This window comes from Pseudomonas tehranensis, from assembly GCF_014268615.1.
GTDB classification, from domain to species: Bacteria; Pseudomonadota; Gammaproteobacteria; order Pseudomonadales; family Pseudomonadaceae; genus Aquipseudomonas; species Aquipseudomonas tehranensis.
Genome location: NZ_JABWQV010000018.1, coordinates 1 through 15,762, shown reverse-complemented (window position 1 = coordinate 15,762; position 15,762 = coordinate 1). Strand labels below are relative to the sequence as shown.

Genomic DNA, 15,762 nt, shown 5'->3' with positions numbered 1-15,762 from the left:
ATCCATGGCCCGTCCGATAAACCATCATCCTACCCCGCACTCAACCCCCACAGCACATCCAGCACATGTTGCGTAGACCGCTCGACTTCGCCAGCTCGGTGGGCAACGCCCAGTTCACGCCACAATAAGGGCTGCAAGGGCCTCATGACGATCCGGGTATCGGGTAATGGCGTGGAAGCTTCATGTGGCAACAACGTCGCGCCATAACCGGCAGCCACCAGGCTTTTGATCGCATCGTTGTAATTCAGTTGAATACGAGGCCTAGGCTGGTGTCCGTCACTGGCGAACCACTCCGACGTCAAGCGCGAAAGCCGGGTGGTGTTGTCATTCAGAATCAAGGGCTGAGTGGCCAGCCAGCCGGATGTCACAATAGCCGGGCATTCCCAGCGAGCCGGCAAGAAGGCCATGACCGGGTCCCGTCGCCATGGCTCGATCCGCAACCCCTTCACCTGTGGTTGAGGCAGCGCGACCAGGCCGATCTCGAGCGAACCCTCGACAAGCTTCTTCAACGTTTCCTGTGAGGTGAGCACAGCCACCTGCAGATCGATAGCGGGGTGGCGTTGGCCCAACGTTTCCAAAGCTTGCGGCAGCAACTGAGCAATGGCCCCTGTCGAGGCACCCAGCCGCACGCGTCCGGCCAAGCCCTGCACCTGACGCTCCACGTCTTCAAGCGCCTGCTCCGCGTCCGCCAACAGGCGTCGCGCGCGCTCCACCAGTGTTTCTCCAATCGTCGAAGGCTGAATGCGCCCGCGCGTGCGTGACAACAGCTTGCCGCCAACCCGTGACTCCAGGTCGGCGATATGCAAGCTGACTGTGGGGGGCGCAAGGTGCAATGCCCGAGCGGCCTCGGCAAACGAACCCAAGTCGACAATGGCCACCAACGTACGCAGACGGTCCAGGCTGATTTCGCGCATGCGGCCCTCCTTGTTCAGTAAATCTGAATTTAAAAATTGGGAAATTCAACTTTTCCTATCTTAGCCTTTCGCTGAGGATGGAATCTCCTGATTTCCTGTTTCCGAGAGCATTCCATGGCAACTCCTCTGATATTCATCGACGGCGACCAAGGCACCACCGGGTTACAAATCCATCAGCGTCTATGCAACCGGACCGATCTTCGACTCCTCACACTCAGCCCCGAACATCGTAAGGACCCGCAACGCCGCGCTGAAATCATCAACGACTGCGACATCGCGATTCTCTGCTTGCCCGACCAAGCTGCACGCGAGGCCGTAGCGAGTATCAAAAACCCCGCTGTCCGTGTGATTGATGCAAGTTCCGCGCACCGTACCCATCCAGACTGGGTCTATGGTTTCGCGCAGATGAGCTCGCAGCAGGCCAGACAAATCGCCACGGCGCGGCGCGTGAGCAACCCCGGTTGCTATCCCACGGGGGCGATAGGGCTGCTGCGGCCTTTGCTGGAGGCCGGGCTACTGCCTGCCGACTACCCGACGAACATCCATGCGGTGTCGGGCTATTCCGGAAAAGGGCGCGCCGGCGTGCAAGAGCATGAGGGCGAGAATGCATCGCAAGCCCCCGCGTTCCAGGTTTATGGCCTGGGGTTGGCACACAAACATATTCCAGAGATCCAGCAGCACAGCGGTTTGATGGAGCCGCCGATGTTCGTGCCGGCTTATGGCGCTTTTCGGCAGGGGATCGTGTTGACCATCCCCTTGCAGCTTCGGTTATTGGCGCCGGGTGTGGATGCGATGAGGTTGCATGCCTGTCTGACGCAGCACTACGCCGACGCGTCCGATGTACAGGTAATGTCGATGCAGGAAGCTAAAGAGTTGACGTCCCTCGATCCTCAGGCGCTTAACGGGACCGACAATTTGCGATTGGTGGTGTGTGAAGATGACAAGACGGGACAGGTTTTGTTAGCGGCGGTATTTGACAATCTTGGGAAGGGCGCCGCTGGAGCGGCGGTGCAGAATCTGGATTTACTGATGACGTGAACTTCAGTCAACCAAAAAAGGCTAGTCCCCAAAGGCAAAATCCAAAGGCTCGAACCGCTCGCTCGTGTCCATCCGAACATTGCGCAGCTTCATGGTTTCCAGGTGTGACGTGTACAGCGGCTCCGAAAAATAACTGATCAGAATCGAGCGACGGCGTGCGCCGATCACGTTCAGACTGCCCGCATGCAGCAAATCGACATCGAGCACCAGGATGTCACCAGCACTGCCGGACAGCTGTACGGAGCGTGACTCTTGGTGGAAATCCAATGGCGCTTCGTCCGCCTCGGGACGATGGCTGCCGGGAACGATACGGGTTGCGCCGTTCTGCGGACCATAATCGTCGAAAAAAGCCAGGGCGATGGCGATGTCGCCTGGCCGTTGGGCCGACAAGTCGCGGTGCAACGGTTGGTGGCCGCCGCCGATAAGGGGCTCGCGGCCCTCCACGAACACGGCACGCAGGTCCTCCAGCCACTCGGCAGGGATCGCGCGGCGGAGCAGGGCATAGCCGTCTCGATGGAGTTGCTGGCGGTCAATCATGGATTGCTCAACTTCCAAACCCCTCAAAGCCACCTTTAAATGCCAGAATCTCTTTACTGGATCGTTTTGGAGGTCACCATGCTTCGCGCTTTTGAACAACGGCTCGACCCTTTTCCGCCCGACGAGGTCCCCCCACCACCTGACGGTCTGGCGCGTTTTCTGTGGGCCTGCACGCGGGGCGCACGCGGTTACATCCTCGCCCTCGCGCTGCTCAGTGCCGCCGTATCGATTTACGAAGCCTGGCTGTTTTCTTTTCTCGGGCAGGTCGTGGACTTGCTATCGGTTTGGCAGGCCGGCGGCGATGCAGCCAGGGAGGAGAGCCGGGTGCTGTGGGGCATCGGCGTGGTGCTGGTGACCAGCATCGGGCTGGTAGCGTTGCGCACGATGGTGCAGCACCAAATATTGGCGATCAACCTGCCGTTGCGGTTGCGCTGGGATTTTCATCGGCTGATGCTGCGACAAAGCCTTTCGTTCTTCTCCGATGAGTTTTCCGGCCGGGTCACCACCAAGGTGATGCAGACCGCGCTGTCCGTGCGCGAAGTGTTATTCACCCTCATCGAGGTTGCTCCCGGAATCGGGGTGTACTTCATCGCGATCATCGCACTGGCCGGCGGCTTTGACCTCAAGCTGATGCTGCCTTTCGTTGCCTGGGTAGTGTTGTTCGGGCTTGCCATGCGCTACTTCGTGCCCCGCCTTGAGAAAGTCGGGCAGGAACAGGCCAATGCGCGCTCATCCATGACCGGGCGCATCTCAGACGCCTATACCAACATCACCACGGTGAAGCTGTTCTCCCACACCAAACGCGAAGCTCACTTCGCGCGCGCGGCCATGGAGGATTTCAAGCAAACCGGCTTTCGCCAGATGCGCCTGGTCAGCCAGTTCGAGATCGTCAATCAGGCATTGGTGGTCGGGTTGATCATGGGGGCAGGCGGTTATGCCCTTTGGCTATGGCACCAAGGCGAAGTCGGCCCAGGTGCGGTGGCGGCGATTATCGCCATGGCGTTGCGCATCAATGGCATGTCGCACTGGATCATGTGGCAAATGACCTCGCTGTTCGAGAGCATCGGCACCGTACAGGATGGCATGGCGACCTTGACCCGTGGCCCCAAAGTGCAGGATGCGCCGCATGCCGGCGCGCTGGTTACCACCGGCGGTGCGGTGACCTTCGACAAGGTGAGTTTCAACTACAACGGCGAACGCCAGGTGCTCGATGGCCTGAGCCTGAGCATTCGCCCGGGCGAAAAGATCGGGCTGGTGGGCCGCTCCGGCGCCGGGAAATCCACGCTGATCAACCTGCTGCTGCGTTTTTACGACGTGGACGAGGGTGAGATTCGCATCGACGGGCAGAACATCGCGCACGTCACCCAGGACAGTCTGCGCAGCGCCATCGGCATGGTCACTCAGGACACTTCGCTGCTGCACCGCTCCATTCGCGACAACATCGCCTACGGACGCCCCGATGCCACCGACGCGCAAATCCGCAGCGCGGCGGCCAGTGCCCAAGCCGATGGGTTCATCAGTCAACTGAGCGACAAGCAAGGCCATAGCGGCTACGACACCCTGGTGGGCGAGCGGGGTATCAAGCTTTCGGGCGGCCAGCGTCAACGCATCGCCATTGCCCGAGTGATGCTCAAAAATGCCCCGATCCTGCTACTGGACGAAGCCACCAGCGCGCTGGATTCAGAGGTCGAAGTCGCCATCCAGGAAAGCCTCGATAAAATGATGAAGGGCAAGACCGTGATCGCCATTGCCCATCGGCTGTCTACGATTGCCGCGATGGACAGGCTCATCGTCATGGATGATGGACGCATTATCGAACAAGGCACCCACGCCGAACTGCTCGGGAAAAACGGGACCTATGCGCGGCTATGGCATCACCAGAGTGGCGGATTTCTGGGGGAGGATCAGGGCGTGGCTGAGGCGGTGGAGTAGGCATGAAGGTGTAAATGCAGCCAGGTCTGGTGCCCCAGTGCAACTGCCAACCAGGCCGAACACCTGCTTTCAATTGAAGCGTGGCTTGAGCCGTTTCCCCGTTACTGCTCAAGCATCAAACCACGCCAAATGATGATCGGCTTTTCTACCCGTGCGGCTTCCGGTTGCAACTGCTCCTGTGGGGGCTTGTCGTGCGGTGGCGGCTCCTCTGGTTCAGGCGCCGCAATCGGGTGCTTGGCGGCATGCACATCATCTACTGACATCTTTTGTCGTGCGCCTATTGGATTGTTATGGTGACTTTGCCTTTTGATCTGCCCTGCTCGACGTACCGCAACGCCTCTGCGGTTGATGCAAAAGGGAAGGAGCGATCGATGACCGGTTTGATGATGCCGGCCTCGATAAGCGAGGTGATCTTCTGCAGTTGTATCCCGTTGGCACGCATGAACAAAAATGCATAACTCACCCCATGTTTGCGGGCTTTTCTGCGAATACCGCTGCTCAGCAGACGCATGATTTGCCGCAGCACCCAGGACAGGCCTTGCTCTTGGGCAAATTGCGCGGTCGGCGGCCCTGAAAGGGAAATGAGCTGTCCGCCAGGCTTGAGCACCTTGATCGATTTCTCCAGTACATCGGCGCCGAGGCTGTTCAACACCACGTCAAAATCGCGCAACTCCTTTGCAAAATCCTGCTGTTTGTAATCGATGACCACATCCGCCCCGAGTGCTTTCACCCACTCGACATTCGCCGTGCTGGTGGTGGTCGCAACGAAGGCGCCGAGGTGTTTGGCGAGTTGGATAGCAAGCGTACCGACGCCACCGGATCCGGCATGAATCAACACCTTCTGGCCTTTTTTCAGCTGGGCGGTCTCAACCAGCGCCTGCCAGGCCGTCAAACCCGCCAAGGGGATGGCGGCCGCTTCGGCCATGTCGAGATTCGAGGGTTTGAGCGCGAGCGCGTTTTCGTTCACGGCGATCAGTTCGGCAAACGTCCCGATCCGTGCTTCTGGAGGACGTGCATAGACTTCGTCTCCTGGCTGGAACCGCTTCACCGCCGACCCCGTGCGCACGACCACTCCAGCCAGGTCATTGCCCAACACCAATGGAAACGTATAGGGCAGGATCAGTTTGAATTCCCCCGTTCTGATCTTCGAGTCCAGCGGGTTCACGCTCGTTGCATGCACCTGGACCAGAACGTCATGCACACCGACTGCAGGGTCGGGCACTTCGCCAATCATTCCGTTCTGCTTGCCGTAGCGGTCGATAAAAAATGCCTTCATGTTGCAGCTGCTCTTGTCGGAGGAATGAGAGAGGGGCGAGGCCGAGCTGTCGACAGGGATCAGCCTTGAGTCAGATAGCGCTGCGCCACGGCGGACTGCCTGATCTGCGACAAAAGACCCTGACGCGCGGTTTGCAGGGCATCCCAGCGCTCGCCTTCATGCAGCGGTGGAATGGTCACCGGTTCGCGACGGTCGAAGCCCACCAGGGCGGCATCGACCAGATCATCCACTTCCATGATTTCGCTCAAGGTGTTGATGTCGACGCCGGCGCGATCCCAAATCTCCGTGCGGGTGGCCGCGGGCAGTACGGCTTGTACATAGACACCCTGAGGCGACAGTTCCAGGCTCAGGCCTTGGGACAGAAACAGCACGAACGCCTTGGTCGCACCGTAGACCGTCATGCCGAACTCAGGCGCCAGACCCACCACCGAACCGATGTTGATGATCGCGCCTTCACCTGCCTTGACCAGGCGTGGCGCGATGGCGCTGGCGAGCCGCACCAGCGCGGTGGTGTTGAGGGCCACCAGTTGTGCAACGCTGTCGGTGCTTTGCTCGATGAAGGCGCCGGACTGTGCCGCGCCGGCATTGTTGACGAGGATGCCGATGCGCGCATCATCCCGCAGGCGGGCTTCGACGGTGTGCAGGTCACTGAGTTGAGTCAGGTCGGCCTGAAGCACTTCAACGGCGACGTTGTGCTCGCCACGCAACTTCGCGGCGAGCGTTGCCAAGCGCGAGTGATCGCGGGCGACCAACACCAGATCGTGTCCGCGTTGGGCGAAACGCTTGGCGTAAACCGCGCCAATGCCGGTGGAGGCGCCAGTGATGAGAACGGTAGGGCGAGTAGTCATGATGTCAGCTCTTTATCAAAAACATGGATTGGGATTGATGCACGAGAAAAATCAGGCTCGATCAGCCAGTGCCTGGTTCGCGCTAGCGCTTGATTCGGCAAGCGTCGGGTAGTCGATGTATCCCGCTGCACCGCCGCCGTAGAGCGTGGAAGGATCGAAGGCGGACAGGGGCGCACCGCTCTTGAGCCGCTCCACCAGATCAGGGTTGCCGATAAAAGGGCGGCCAAAGGCGATCAGGTCGGCCTTGTCATGGTCAAGGCGTGCCGTGGCCAGGTCCAGGTCATAGCCGTTGTTGGCGATGTAAGTGTTCTTGAAGCGTTGGCGCAAGGCATCGAAATCAAAGGGCGCCACGTCGCGTGGCCCACCGGTTGCACCTTCGACGACGTGCAGATAAACGATGTCCAGAGCATTGAGTTGGTCGACGATGTAATCGAACTGCGCCTGCGGCTCACTGCTCGATACACCATTGGCCGGCGAGACCGGTGAAAGGCGAATGCCCGTGCGATCAGCACCAATTTCGGCGGCCACCGCAGCCGTCACTTCCAGCAGCAGGCGCGCACGGTTTGCGATCGAGCCGCCGTAGGCATCGGTACGCAGGTTGGCGCTGTCCTTGATGAATTGATCCAGCAAATAGCCGTTTGCACTGTGGATTTCCACACCGTCGAAGCCGGCCGCAATGGCGTTTGCCGCCGCCTGGCGGAAATCGTTGACGATGCCTGGCAGTTCGTCGAGTTCGAGCGCGCGTGGCTCGGACACGTCGGCAAAACCGTTATTGACGAAGGTCTTGGTCTGGGCACGGATGGCCGATGGCGCTACTGGCGCGGCACCGCCCGGTTGCAGGTCCACATGGGAGACCCGGCCAACGTGCCACAGCTGCACAAAAATCTTGCCGCCCTTGGCATGCACGGCGTCGGTCACCAGGCGCCAACCGTTGATCTGCGCCTGAGTGTAAATACCGGGGGTGTCTTGGTAACCCTGAGCCTGCGCCGAGATCTGGGTGGCCTCGGTGATCAACAGTCCGGCCGAAGCGCGCTGGCTGTAGTAAGTGGCGGCGAACTCGCTGGGCACCAGTCCAGTGCCTGCGCGGTTACGCGTCAGTGGCGCCAGCACGATACGGTTGGCAAGGGACAGTGGGCCAAGGGTATAGGCGGTAAACAGATTCAGGTCGCTCATGGGAGGTTGTTCCGTGTCCGTTGGTAACTGGTCAGGTCGCTGGAGATTATGATGATGATCGAAATCTAAAGTGTCAACGGTTTTGATTATGATCAACATCAATGTATGATCAGTCGATGAATTTCCAGCGGTAACGAGGTATCGAAACATGCGAGTGACCAAGGCCCAGGCCCAGGCAAATCGGGAACACATCGTCGAAACAGCCTCGGTTGTATTTCGCGAGCGCGGTTTTGACGGGGTCGGCGTGGCCGACCTGATGGCCGCCGCCGGTTTCACCCATGGCGGTTTCTACAAACATTTCGGTTCGAAGGCTGACCTGATGGCCGAAGCCTCGGCGAAAAGTCTTGAGCAGTCACTGATCGGCGCCGAAGCATTGAGCGTGAAGGACTTCATTGATGTGTATGTGTCACGGGACCATCGCGACGGACGCGCCACGGGTTGCACCATGGCAGCGTTGTGCGGGGACGCGGCACGTCAGTCGGACGATTTGAAGGCGGCATTCGCTGAAGGCATCGAGCGCATGTTGCAAACACTCGGCGAAAAATACCCGACCGGGCCGGATGCGGCGCCGGGTGAGGCGAGGGTTAAAATGATCGACCTGCTGGCGCGCGCTGTCGGCGCGATCATGCTATCGCGTGCCTGTCCTGACGACTCGACACTGGCCGATGAAATTCTGGCGGTGTGCCACGCGCAAATGACTGCATCTTTATCTATTCGATCGTAGATTTTGTCGTTGGACGACAGGCGCGAATGCCCGCTTTCCCGAAGTCAAAATCCAAAGGCTCGAACCGTTCACTCGTGTCCATACGAATATTACGCAGGCCCACGGTTTCCAGGTGTGAAGCGTACAACGGCTCCGAAAAATAACTGATCAAAATCGAACGACGGTGCGAGCCCACCGAGTTCAGACTGCCCGCATGCACCAAGTCCACATCGAACACCAGGATGTCACCGGCGCAACCTGAAAGCTGTACGGAGCGTGATTCATCGTTGAAGTCGAATGGCGGTTCCCCCAGCGCGGGTCGATGGCTGCCAGGCACGATACGCGTCGCGCCGTTCTCGGCGCCATAATTGTCGAAAAAAGCCAGGGCCATGGCGATGTCGCCTGGCCGTTGGGCCGACAAGTCGCGGTGCAGCGGTTGATGGCCGCCACCGACAAGAGGTTCGCGCCCCTCCACCTGCGCCAGAAAGAACCGCTCCCCGATCAACTCCCCCGCGACCGCCAGCACCCGGGGCAGACGACACACAGCCTGAACCTTCGCATCGTCGTCCAACATCGAATGACGCCAGTCCATGCCTCGCGGCACCGGCCACTGGTCCGACGGCCTCACACCTGCATCGAACACCGCACGCAGGTCTTCCAGCCATTCGGTTGGGATCGCTTGACGGAGCAGGGCGTAACCATTTCGATGGAGTTGATCGCGGTCAGTCATGGTTTTCTCGACTTCCTTGTGCGCACGTTTGCAAGGCTAGTATTCAAAGCAAAGTTGGACCACCCGACACTGCAAAGTCGAAAGCGACCAGAGACAAGCCCGGAAGGTTTGCAGTTATCATCCGGCCACCATCCAAGAAAAGGACTTCACCGATGAAGCGTCTGTTCGCCTGCACCCTCCTTGCACTGGCCGTCGTCGGCTACGCCAAAGCCAACCAGAGCACCTTCGAAGAAACCAACCAGTGCTCGGAAGATATCGACTGCCAAGGGGATTTCATCTGCAAGAACGGCCTATGCGATCTTCCTGAACCCCAACAAAGCCTCGTTGCAAAACCCACCGTCACGACTCAAATCGCCCCCCCAGCGCCCCCCGGCGTTGCCTATGAAACCTTGCCCGTCACCGCCGAGCGTGCGGGGCCGTTTACAACCCAGACCCTGGGGACGGGGACCGCGCTGAATTATCAAACGCGCGCTGGGGTGGTGAATGTCATGGAGGCAATTGTCGAGGAGGCTGAGTACACCGGGTATGTGGCGATTGAAAAGGCTTATACGTTTGGGCCGAGCCGGTATGTGGTGGTGGTTTCCACGGGGGAGGGTGGGAATGCTTGCCCGGCGTCTACTTATGTTTTTAGTTTTGATGCCAAGGCCGAGCGTGTTGATGGGAAACGGGAGGTTGATGGGTGTTCTGAGTTGGTTGAGGTTGTGGTGGAGGGGAATAGGTTGACGGTTCAGAAGGAGGGGGGTGGGACTGTTGTTTTTAATGGGGTTGTGGAGTAGATCGGTGGGTGGGCCTTCGTCTGTTTTCGGCCAAAAGCGGCCTCTCGGTGAAGGTGGCTCGTGCTCCGTGCTCTGGTACTTTGCTCATCGATTGGATCTGGCAGAAAGTAGTTGAGATCAGTTTGCTTAGCGCCAGCAGTGAGGCCGATAGACAAGAGTGCACGGTTTGATCCCTAACGTTAGGTTAAAGGGCGGGCTTTAGCCCGTCCCAGTGAGCGGAGCGAGCGATTTGAAGCACTAGTTAGGCATTGGATCTCAGCCACATTTCCAGCGTATGCCAAGAAATATAAAATACTACTCCGGCAATGAGCAGGCTGAACTGTAACTTTGCAAGGTTATTAGACGTTTCGCTGTTGCTTTCAATTGCTGATCGAACACCTTCGCTAGCCGCAGCCAGAGCCTGCGGATGATTTCCAACTTGTGGGTGTCTGCCGCTTTCGATTTTTAACATTTCTATATTGGTATAAAGAGTAGAACTTACATATTGCAAGTGCCGACAACCGAAAAAGAAGCTGAAGCCCCAGAGCAATATACTAATGGCTAAAGGTATTTGAGATGACTTCAAAGAAAGCCCCTGAGTCTGGTTTAGGGCAAAAGCAATAGATGCACCTACCGCAGCCAGCAAAAAATAAGCATATTTATCTTGGGAAGTTCGAAGCTGACGATATAGCTCAATGATTTCTTCTTGCACAAGACCCTCCTTTACCTAACGTAGAGCTTTACAGCAATTTTGTAGCCGCGAAGCGGTGGAGAAATTGTCCGACAGCAGCGACTGGTAGGGCTGCTTTTTGCGTCGGATGTATTTTATTTTTTATAAGCCTTAAGTGGTGAATCCAATCCATTCCCGATTCATATTGAATATATTGAAACTTTCTTCTCCTGTATCACACCAGAATCCAATCCAATTTTTAGATAGATCAAACTGATTAAATGCTCCGTCCCCGGTTGCAACCAGAAAACCAACCCATTCTGATGCAGTGTCAAAGATCAGAATTACTTCTTCGTCTGCCTTTACGGTGAAGCCTATGGGCTGGCAACTTTCTGAGAAAATATATAGCCCTGTAATATTTGAGGCTCTATTCGGGTCTATGCTTGACGTCCTTTTGGGGTCTATAGCCGACCTCAGTTTTGGGTTGATATGTGATCTTTGGAATGGATCAATGTGTGATCTCCTACGAGGATCAATATGGGATCTTTGATTGGGATTTATATGAGATCGCCGATGAGGGTCGATATGACTTCTCCTATTGGGGTCAATATGAGAGCGCCTCCTAGGGTCAATGTGGGATCTCATGTTCGGATTGATATGGGATCGCGAAGCCGGGTTTCGTGTTGAGGGTATTTTCATTTCATTCCTTATCATTCGCCAAGCCTAACTATAAATAGACACCAACTGGTGCATAACTCCCCGGACGGGTGTGGTGTATAACATTCCTTGTTCCTCTCGCTATCCGTGTTTATGCTGAGGCTTCCAGCGTTCCGATGACCGTAGAAGGAAGTTATACACCATGGATGGACAGCCTCGTTTGCTCGACCAGGTGCGGGGGCAAATTCTCTCGCGACACTACTCGATCCGTAAGGAGCGTGTCTATTGCAAGTGGGTTACGCCGCACGGCAGGAATAGGTCTGCTGAGGTCGAAGCATCTCATGCAGATTTCGCAGTGTATGGCTGCGTATTTACCATTACCCAGCACTAGGCACCATCTGCATAAGCAGAGTGTCTCTACCGGAGCGGAGGTAGTCCAAAAACGTCCACTTTTGGCCGATTTCTGCCTGTCGCCAAGGGCAGAAAACGGCCAAGAGTGGTCATTCAGCCTGTCTTACATTGGATGATTCAAGTATTTCGGGTTTCGCATCTACGATGTAGGCGCTCATACGCGATTCGATGCCCAAGTGCAGCAACGTCCTACGTGATCACTGACGAACTCGCATGCTTGGTAGACGGAGCTGTCGCACGGCTATGCAGACGAGACAGCATATGTGCGACAGGATCTGGCTCTATTACGGAGCCAAGCATCCAGCGGTTCGCATTGGAAAGTAGCGGAGTGTTAGCGAAGGAAAGGTAAGCGAGCTAATCAAGACAGGGGCTCCCTGGATCGATTGTGTTCTAGAGTTGATGAGAGAGGCTGCGTAAAAAGGAGTTGTCCATATGGGATAGCTCTGTTTTCATGGTACGGTGTTAAGCTTTTTCAGCGCGACACCACAGAAAATGCCCGGCGCTTACCGGGCTTTTGTCAATGGCGAGCGCCTGAAAACCCGTCAGCTTTTAGCCAAGCAATGAAGGCCCCATGGAAGAAAAAGAATCGATCCAGTTGGTGATTGAGTCAGAGCAAGATGCGATAAATCTGATTGAACTTGCTCTCAATGGCGAATTTAAAGATAAGGATGTTTCTTTTGATTTTCAGGGTTGGCCGAGCCTGGATATTAATATCAAAGGCGAGCGATACCACAGCACTTTGCCTGTTGGCGTGATGAAAGGACTGGTTGAATATCAAGGAGTGCTCAATCGAGCATACGCACTCGTATCTGAAAATGAATCTGCAAAGTCGATTTCTGACTCCAAGAGGAAAGACCTCGAAGTGGTATTTCAGGTATCTCAAGGAAGTTCAGAAATTGTAGGTGCTATCGCCGAGCAATTCGGTACATTAGCGGAGCAAGCAATGCTAACCATGTCAGGCGATGAACTTGTCATAACAATTCTTGGGCTGGGATTGATTTTCGGTTTATCGAAAGTGGCTTTGGCAAAATTTAAAATTAATGGTGAGCTCAAGGCTGAAAAGCAGCGGCTCGATTACGCCGAAAACATTGTAGAAAAAAATGTAACTCTCAGCAAGGTGAACTCAGATCTCAGCAAAGCCTTGGTTACGGTAGTCAAGGGCGCTTACGATGCAGACCATTTGAGTTTGGGAAGCATAGATTTGGATGAAGAAGAAATCAGAAGCATAACGCAGCGAACCAGATCTTCCACTGAGAAAATTAGAATCGACGACCTCTTTCTAGTGAAAAAGCTAGAGACTGCGGCTAATCGGTGGAAGTTGGTTTTTCAGCATCCTAATTACGGCCTAATAAATGTTGTTCTTTATAAGAGTCAAGAGGCCGAACGGGTGTTAGATGAAATTCAACATGCGTTTCGCTCAGAGACGGCCGTGCATCTTTATATGCTCGGCGCCTTTAAAGGTAAAAAGCTGATTTCCGCTGCCGTTGTAGGCTCGCCAACTTTAGGTCTCTTGTACGAAGATGATGAAGCATAAATAAAGCTCTTTCCAAATGAAGCCCGTCTAGTGCGGGGTTTTCATGTATGTCTTCCTGCATAGGAAGCTTTTTAGTTGACAAGCATAACTCCAGAAAAAGACCCAGCTTTCTGAACCATGCTTCTTGCTTTTCTTCGCGACCATGGTCCGGCTGCTGGCATGGGCTTCGCGTTAAGTAATCTACGTATTCTGTACGAAGCACCCGATGTGCCCTGCTTCACTGCCGCGGCGGCTGCATCGACAGATCTATGGCTTGATGACAATCAACAGGTGAACCGGCCTGGATTCGTTGACATCTTCGAGCATCGGTTTTTGGCCGATTGCAGTCTATCAGCGGTATTAGATTGCCCATCATTAGGGTTACCTGGGACGATTCTGAAGTCGTCTCTTGAAGCTGATGCCTAGCCGATATTCGTGCCCCTGGGCTTGGCCAAGCCCTGTTTGATGTGGCCAGCGTTTTCCCCAATAGCACTCCAGTGCTCCACGAATATTGTCGCCTACCTCTGGCGAAGCACGCTGCTCCACCCACAACGTCAGCTCCATTACCGCTGCCTCCAAGGCGAGCTGATTGTCGTAGATCCTTTCCAGTACATCGGGTAGTGAGTAATCACCTGACATGTGGTCGACTCCTTTCGAGAAAACCCAAGCATAGCAGCGGCAGTGGCGGAGAGGTTTAGGGCAAAATTAGGGCAGATTCAGGGCCGCCAGACCGCAAGGCGCCATAAACAAAGGTCGTAAGTACCGTATTTTCTGGCCTAAAGCGGTATGCAGAGACGCAAGGAGGGGTTCGAATCCCTATCCATACCTCCGTTATTACCGGAAATCCGAGCGACCGTATTTGGCCAAAGGCCAACGTTTAGAGCAGGGCAAATAAATCTGCCCTATTTCCAAAAATCCAAAAGGGCAGATTTATTTAGGTTGTTAAGTTTTATGTTAAGTAAAAGCCAAATCTGTGATAAATATTTATTTGTACTTGATTTTGAACTGAGAAACATTGATTCGTGGCTCTTTAATGCTGATAGAATCGCTCGTTACTGTGCGCGCATCTAGATTTAAGGTGATGAGCACGAGGTCATCTTCGGTTGGCTTCTCAAGTCCTAATATGTAAGGGCCACGCCAGGAGCCTGTGCCAGCCTCAAGGAGAATCTGGGAGCAAGGATCTGACACTGATGAATTTTGTTCCTCCTCAACAATAGAGGAAAGACCCCGGGGCGTTTTACAAACTCGTAATTGAAGGGTGTCGCTTTCAGACTTGGTTACTTTAAGTCTATAAAGTGTCTTTGAAGAGCTTTTGCGATTTTTTATATCGGCGGTGCGTTCGCGACTTTCTTGCCCTGGCCTGAGTGTAAATGAAGAAGGGTACTCCTCAGTTTCTTGTCCTCCAGTTATGTAACTCGTCTTAGGGCGCATAAAAGAAAAGAAAGGTTCGTTTGGCTCAAATTTAGCGGCAATATAGCTCAAGCAGACATTGGGCTTATCAACTTTTATTTTCAGTTCGTCCGGTGACGTAGGGTTTGAACTGATACCAATGGATGCCTTCTCCATTCCTAGAGCCTTTGCCCATTCGCTTTGAGCCGCATCTATTCCGATATTGGTAGAGGATTTTTTTCTTGCGGAGAACTCGTAGCTACCGGCAATAAGACACTGGTAAACAAACCATCTATTTTCCTCGTTTACCATTGTTGCTTCTTTGACCTTTGACACCTTCAAGTTGTTAGCGATTTTACTACTTGATCCGTCTGTTTCATAATTTAGGTCTGCTGAAATTCCCTTAATCGTAAGATCCAAGCCACCTTTAAAATTACTTACGTCGGTCTGACTGTATGAAGATAAGGAGTCCCTATATTCGATTTGGTTAGGTTTTACACGCTTTACGTAGTCGCCAAGATGGTTGTTTCCTTTAAACTCTAATATGGATGCACCTAGAGCGTCCGCCTGTGGTGGACTTAATGTACTCCATCCGCTTTCAGAGTAAGGGCCTGCCGACTTAATTGAGCAGCCGCTAATTGAGCTGCAAACTATAATACTGCAAATGATTTTGTTCATCTCATCTCCTTGTATTTAAGCTTATCGCTATTCTCTACGAACCAGCGTCACGCTGGATATTGTGCGAGTACTGAGATGTAAGGATCGCAGCACAGTCGTTCCAGCAAGGAAAGAGTAGTGGCGCTTTGCCAAAATGCAAATGATCGTGTTAAAAAAGTAGCTCGCATCAAAAGGCATGCAAACAGCTGATTTTAAATAACAAGCTGGTATTGCGCCTCTAGCTCTGACTCGAAAAAGGAATGAAATGCGGAATGGGCGGTTCTATTTATAGCGTGAAGGGGGGCATGGAAATGGAGTTGTAGACAGAATATTATTTCTACTCTAACTGCCTGCTCTTAGTCGGATGTGGACCTGTTGCGAATGTCCGTTCCTGACCGAATGCAGACCTTGACCAACGTCTGCACATAGCCATTCTCTGCCAGTCATAGGTGGTCAAATCCGATGTAAATGGCAGGTAAGGTCGAATGCATGCCGCGGGGGAAGTCCGTGCAGAACTCATCGGCCAGCTAAGCAGAAACGGGCGCTTTAAGCGCCCGAA

14 protein-coding genes and 1 pseudogene are annotated in these 15,762 nt (G+C 54.6%); 5 read left to right on the top strand and 10 right to left on the bottom strand.

Annotated features, from left to right (window positions below; genetic code table 11):
• Positions 1-29: 29 nt before the first annotated feature.
• On the bottom strand, positions 30-914 hold the full coding sequence (locus HU811_RS06085; RefSeq protein ID WP_186654664.1) for a LysR family transcriptional regulator: 885 nt from the start codon (positions 912-914) through the stop codon (positions 30-32).
• A 114-nt stretch (positions 915-1,028) separates the two neighbouring features.
• On the opposite strand from HU811_RS06085, the gene argC reads away from it, so the two are divergent.
• Positions 1,029-1,952: an N-acetyl-gamma-glutamyl-phosphate reductase gene (gene argC, locus HU811_RS06080; protein ID WP_186654663.1), complete on the top strand. Its 924-nt coding sequence runs from the start codon at positions 1,029-1,031 to the stop codon at positions 1,950-1,952.
• A 21-nt stretch (positions 1,953-1,973) separates the two neighbouring features.
• Here argC and HU811_RS06075 read toward each other — a convergent pair whose 3' ends face one another.
• Positions 1,974-2,489, bottom strand: a complete 516-nt coding sequence (locus HU811_RS06075; RefSeq protein ID WP_186654662.1) for a phytanoyl-CoA dioxygenase family protein — start codon at positions 2,487-2,489, stop codon at positions 1,974-1,976.
• 78 nt (positions 2,490-2,567) lie between these two features.
• Between HU811_RS06075 and HU811_RS06070 the strand changes: the two genes are divergently transcribed.
• Positions 2,568-4,421, top strand: a complete 1,854-nt coding sequence (locus tag HU811_RS06070; RefSeq protein ID WP_186654660.1) for an ABC transporter ATP-binding protein — start codon at positions 2,568-2,570, stop codon at positions 4,419-4,421.
• A gap of 101 nt (positions 4,422-4,522) precedes the next feature.
• Here HU811_RS06070 and HU811_RS06065 read toward each other — a convergent pair whose 3' ends face one another.
• The 4 genes from HU811_RS06065 to HU811_RS06050 are packed head-to-tail and all read right to left on the bottom strand — an operon-like array spanning position 4,523 to position 7,718.
• Positions 4,523-4,684 (bottom strand): hypothetical protein, encoded by a 162-nt coding sequence (locus HU811_RS06065; protein WP_186654659.1) that lies wholly within the window; start codon positions 4,682-4,684, stop codon positions 4,523-4,525.
• A gap of 14 nt (positions 4,685-4,698) precedes the next feature.
• Positions 4,699-5,697 (bottom strand): NADP-dependent oxidoreductase, encoded by a 999-nt coding sequence (locus HU811_RS06060; RefSeq protein WP_186654657.1) that lies wholly within the window; start codon positions 5,695-5,697, stop codon positions 4,699-4,701.
• Between the two features lie 59 nt (positions 5,698-5,756).
• Positions 5,757-6,545: an SDR family NAD(P)-dependent oxidoreductase gene (locus HU811_RS06055; protein ID WP_186654656.1), complete on the bottom strand. Its 789-nt coding sequence runs from the start codon at positions 6,543-6,545 to the stop codon at positions 5,757-5,759.
• Between the two features lie 51 nt (positions 6,546-6,596).
• Positions 6,597-7,718 (bottom strand): alkene reductase, encoded by a 1,122-nt coding sequence (locus tag HU811_RS06050; protein WP_186654655.1) that lies wholly within the window; start codon positions 7,716-7,718, stop codon positions 6,597-6,599.
• A gap of 148 nt (positions 7,719-7,866) precedes the next feature.
• Here HU811_RS06050 and HU811_RS06045 point away from each other — a divergent pair, with 148 nt between their 5' ends.
• Entirely contained in the window at positions 7,867-8,442 is a 576-nt protein-coding gene (locus tag HU811_RS06045; RefSeq protein WP_186654653.1) for a TetR/AcrR family transcriptional regulator, read from the top strand.
• Here HU811_RS06045 and HU811_RS06040 read toward each other — a convergent pair.
• On the bottom strand, positions 8,429-9,151 hold the full coding sequence (locus tag HU811_RS06040; RefSeq protein ID WP_186654652.1) for a phytanoyl-CoA dioxygenase family protein: 723 nt from the start codon (positions 9,149-9,151) through the stop codon (positions 8,429-8,431). The genes HU811_RS06045 and HU811_RS06040 overlap by 14 nt on opposite strands.
• A 152-nt stretch (positions 9,152-9,303) precedes the next feature.
• Between HU811_RS06040 and HU811_RS06035 the strand changes: the two genes are divergently transcribed.
• On the top strand, positions 9,304-9,927 hold the full coding sequence (locus tag HU811_RS06035) for a hypothetical protein (protein ID WP_186654651.1): 624 nt from the start codon (positions 9,304-9,306) through the stop codon (positions 9,925-9,927).
• A gap of 241 nt (positions 9,928-10,168) precedes the next feature.
• Here the strand turns inward: HU811_RS06035 and HU811_RS06030 are convergent, their stop codons facing one another.
• Entirely contained in the window at positions 10,169-10,618 is a 450-nt protein-coding gene (locus HU811_RS06030; protein WP_186654650.1) for a hypothetical protein, read from the bottom strand.
• 1,597 nt (positions 10,619-12,215) lie between these two features.
• On the opposite strand from HU811_RS06030, the gene HU811_RS06025 reads away from it, so the two are divergent.
• Positions 12,216-13,178 (top strand): hypothetical protein, encoded by a 963-nt coding sequence (locus HU811_RS06025; protein ID WP_186654648.1) that lies wholly within the window; start codon positions 12,216-12,218, stop codon positions 13,176-13,178.
• A 401-nt stretch (positions 13,179-13,579) separates the two neighbouring features.
• Here HU811_RS06025 and HU811_RS06020 read toward each other — a convergent pair.
• Together HU811_RS06020 and HU811_RS06015 are read right to left on the bottom strand one after the other, a co-directional pair.
• A pseudogene (locus tag HU811_RS06020) lies at positions 13,580-13,796 on the bottom strand (hypothetical protein).
• A 345-nt stretch (positions 13,797-14,141) separates the two neighbouring features.
• On the bottom strand, positions 14,142-15,224 hold the full coding sequence (locus HU811_RS06015) for a hypothetical protein (protein WP_186654646.1): 1,083 nt from the start codon (positions 15,222-15,224) through the stop codon (positions 14,142-14,144).
• Positions 15,225-15,762 lie beyond the last annotated feature (538 nt).

Excerpts from the sequence above, each read along its gene's own strand:
- HU811_RS06065 (WP_186654659.1), bottom strand. The coding sequence starts at position 4,684 with ATGTCAGTAGATGATGTGCATGCCGCCAAGCACCCGATTGCGGCGCCT.
- HU811_RS06070 (WP_186654660.1), top strand. The coding sequence starts at position 2,568 with ATGCTTCGCGCTTTTGAACAACGGCTCGACCCTTTTCCGCCCGACGAG.
- HU811_RS06025 (WP_186654648.1), top strand. The coding sequence starts at position 12,216 with ATGGAAGAAAAAGAATCGATCCAGTTGGTGATTGAGTCAGAGCAAGAT.
- HU811_RS06040 (WP_186654652.1), bottom strand. The coding sequence starts at position 9,151 with ATGACTGACCGCGATCAACTCCATCGAAATGGTTACGCCCTGCTCCGT.
- argC (WP_186654663.1), top strand. The coding sequence starts at position 1,029 with ATGGCAACTCCTCTGATATTCATCGACGGCGACCAAGGCACCACCGGG.
- HU811_RS06055 (WP_186654656.1), bottom strand. The coding sequence starts at position 6,545 with ATGACTACTCGCCCTACCGTTCTCATCACTGGCGCCTCCACCGGCATT.
- HU811_RS06015 (WP_186654646.1), bottom strand. The coding sequence starts at position 15,224 with ATGAACAAAATCATTTGCAGTATTATAGTTTGCAGCTCAATTAGCGGC.
- HU811_RS06085 (WP_186654664.1), bottom strand. The coding sequence starts at position 914 with ATGCGCGAAATCAGCCTGGACCGTCTGCGTACGTTGGTGGCCATTGTC.
- HU811_RS06075 (WP_186654662.1), bottom strand. The coding sequence starts at position 2,489 with ATGATTGACCGCCAGCAACTCCATCGAGACGGCTATGCCCTGCTCCGC.
- HU811_RS06050 (WP_186654655.1), bottom strand. The coding sequence starts at position 7,718 with ATGAGCGACCTGAATCTGTTTACCGCCTATACCCTTGGCCCACTGTCC.
- HU811_RS06045 (WP_186654653.1), top strand. The coding sequence starts at position 7,867 with ATGCGAGTGACCAAGGCCCAGGCCCAGGCAAATCGGGAACACATCGTC.
- HU811_RS06035 (WP_186654651.1), top strand. The coding sequence starts at position 9,304 with ATGAAGCGTCTGTTCGCCTGCACCCTCCTTGCACTGGCCGTCGTCGGC.
- HU811_RS06060 (WP_186654657.1), bottom strand. The coding sequence starts at position 5,697 with ATGAAGGCATTTTTTATCGACCGCTACGGCAAGCAGAACGGAATGATT.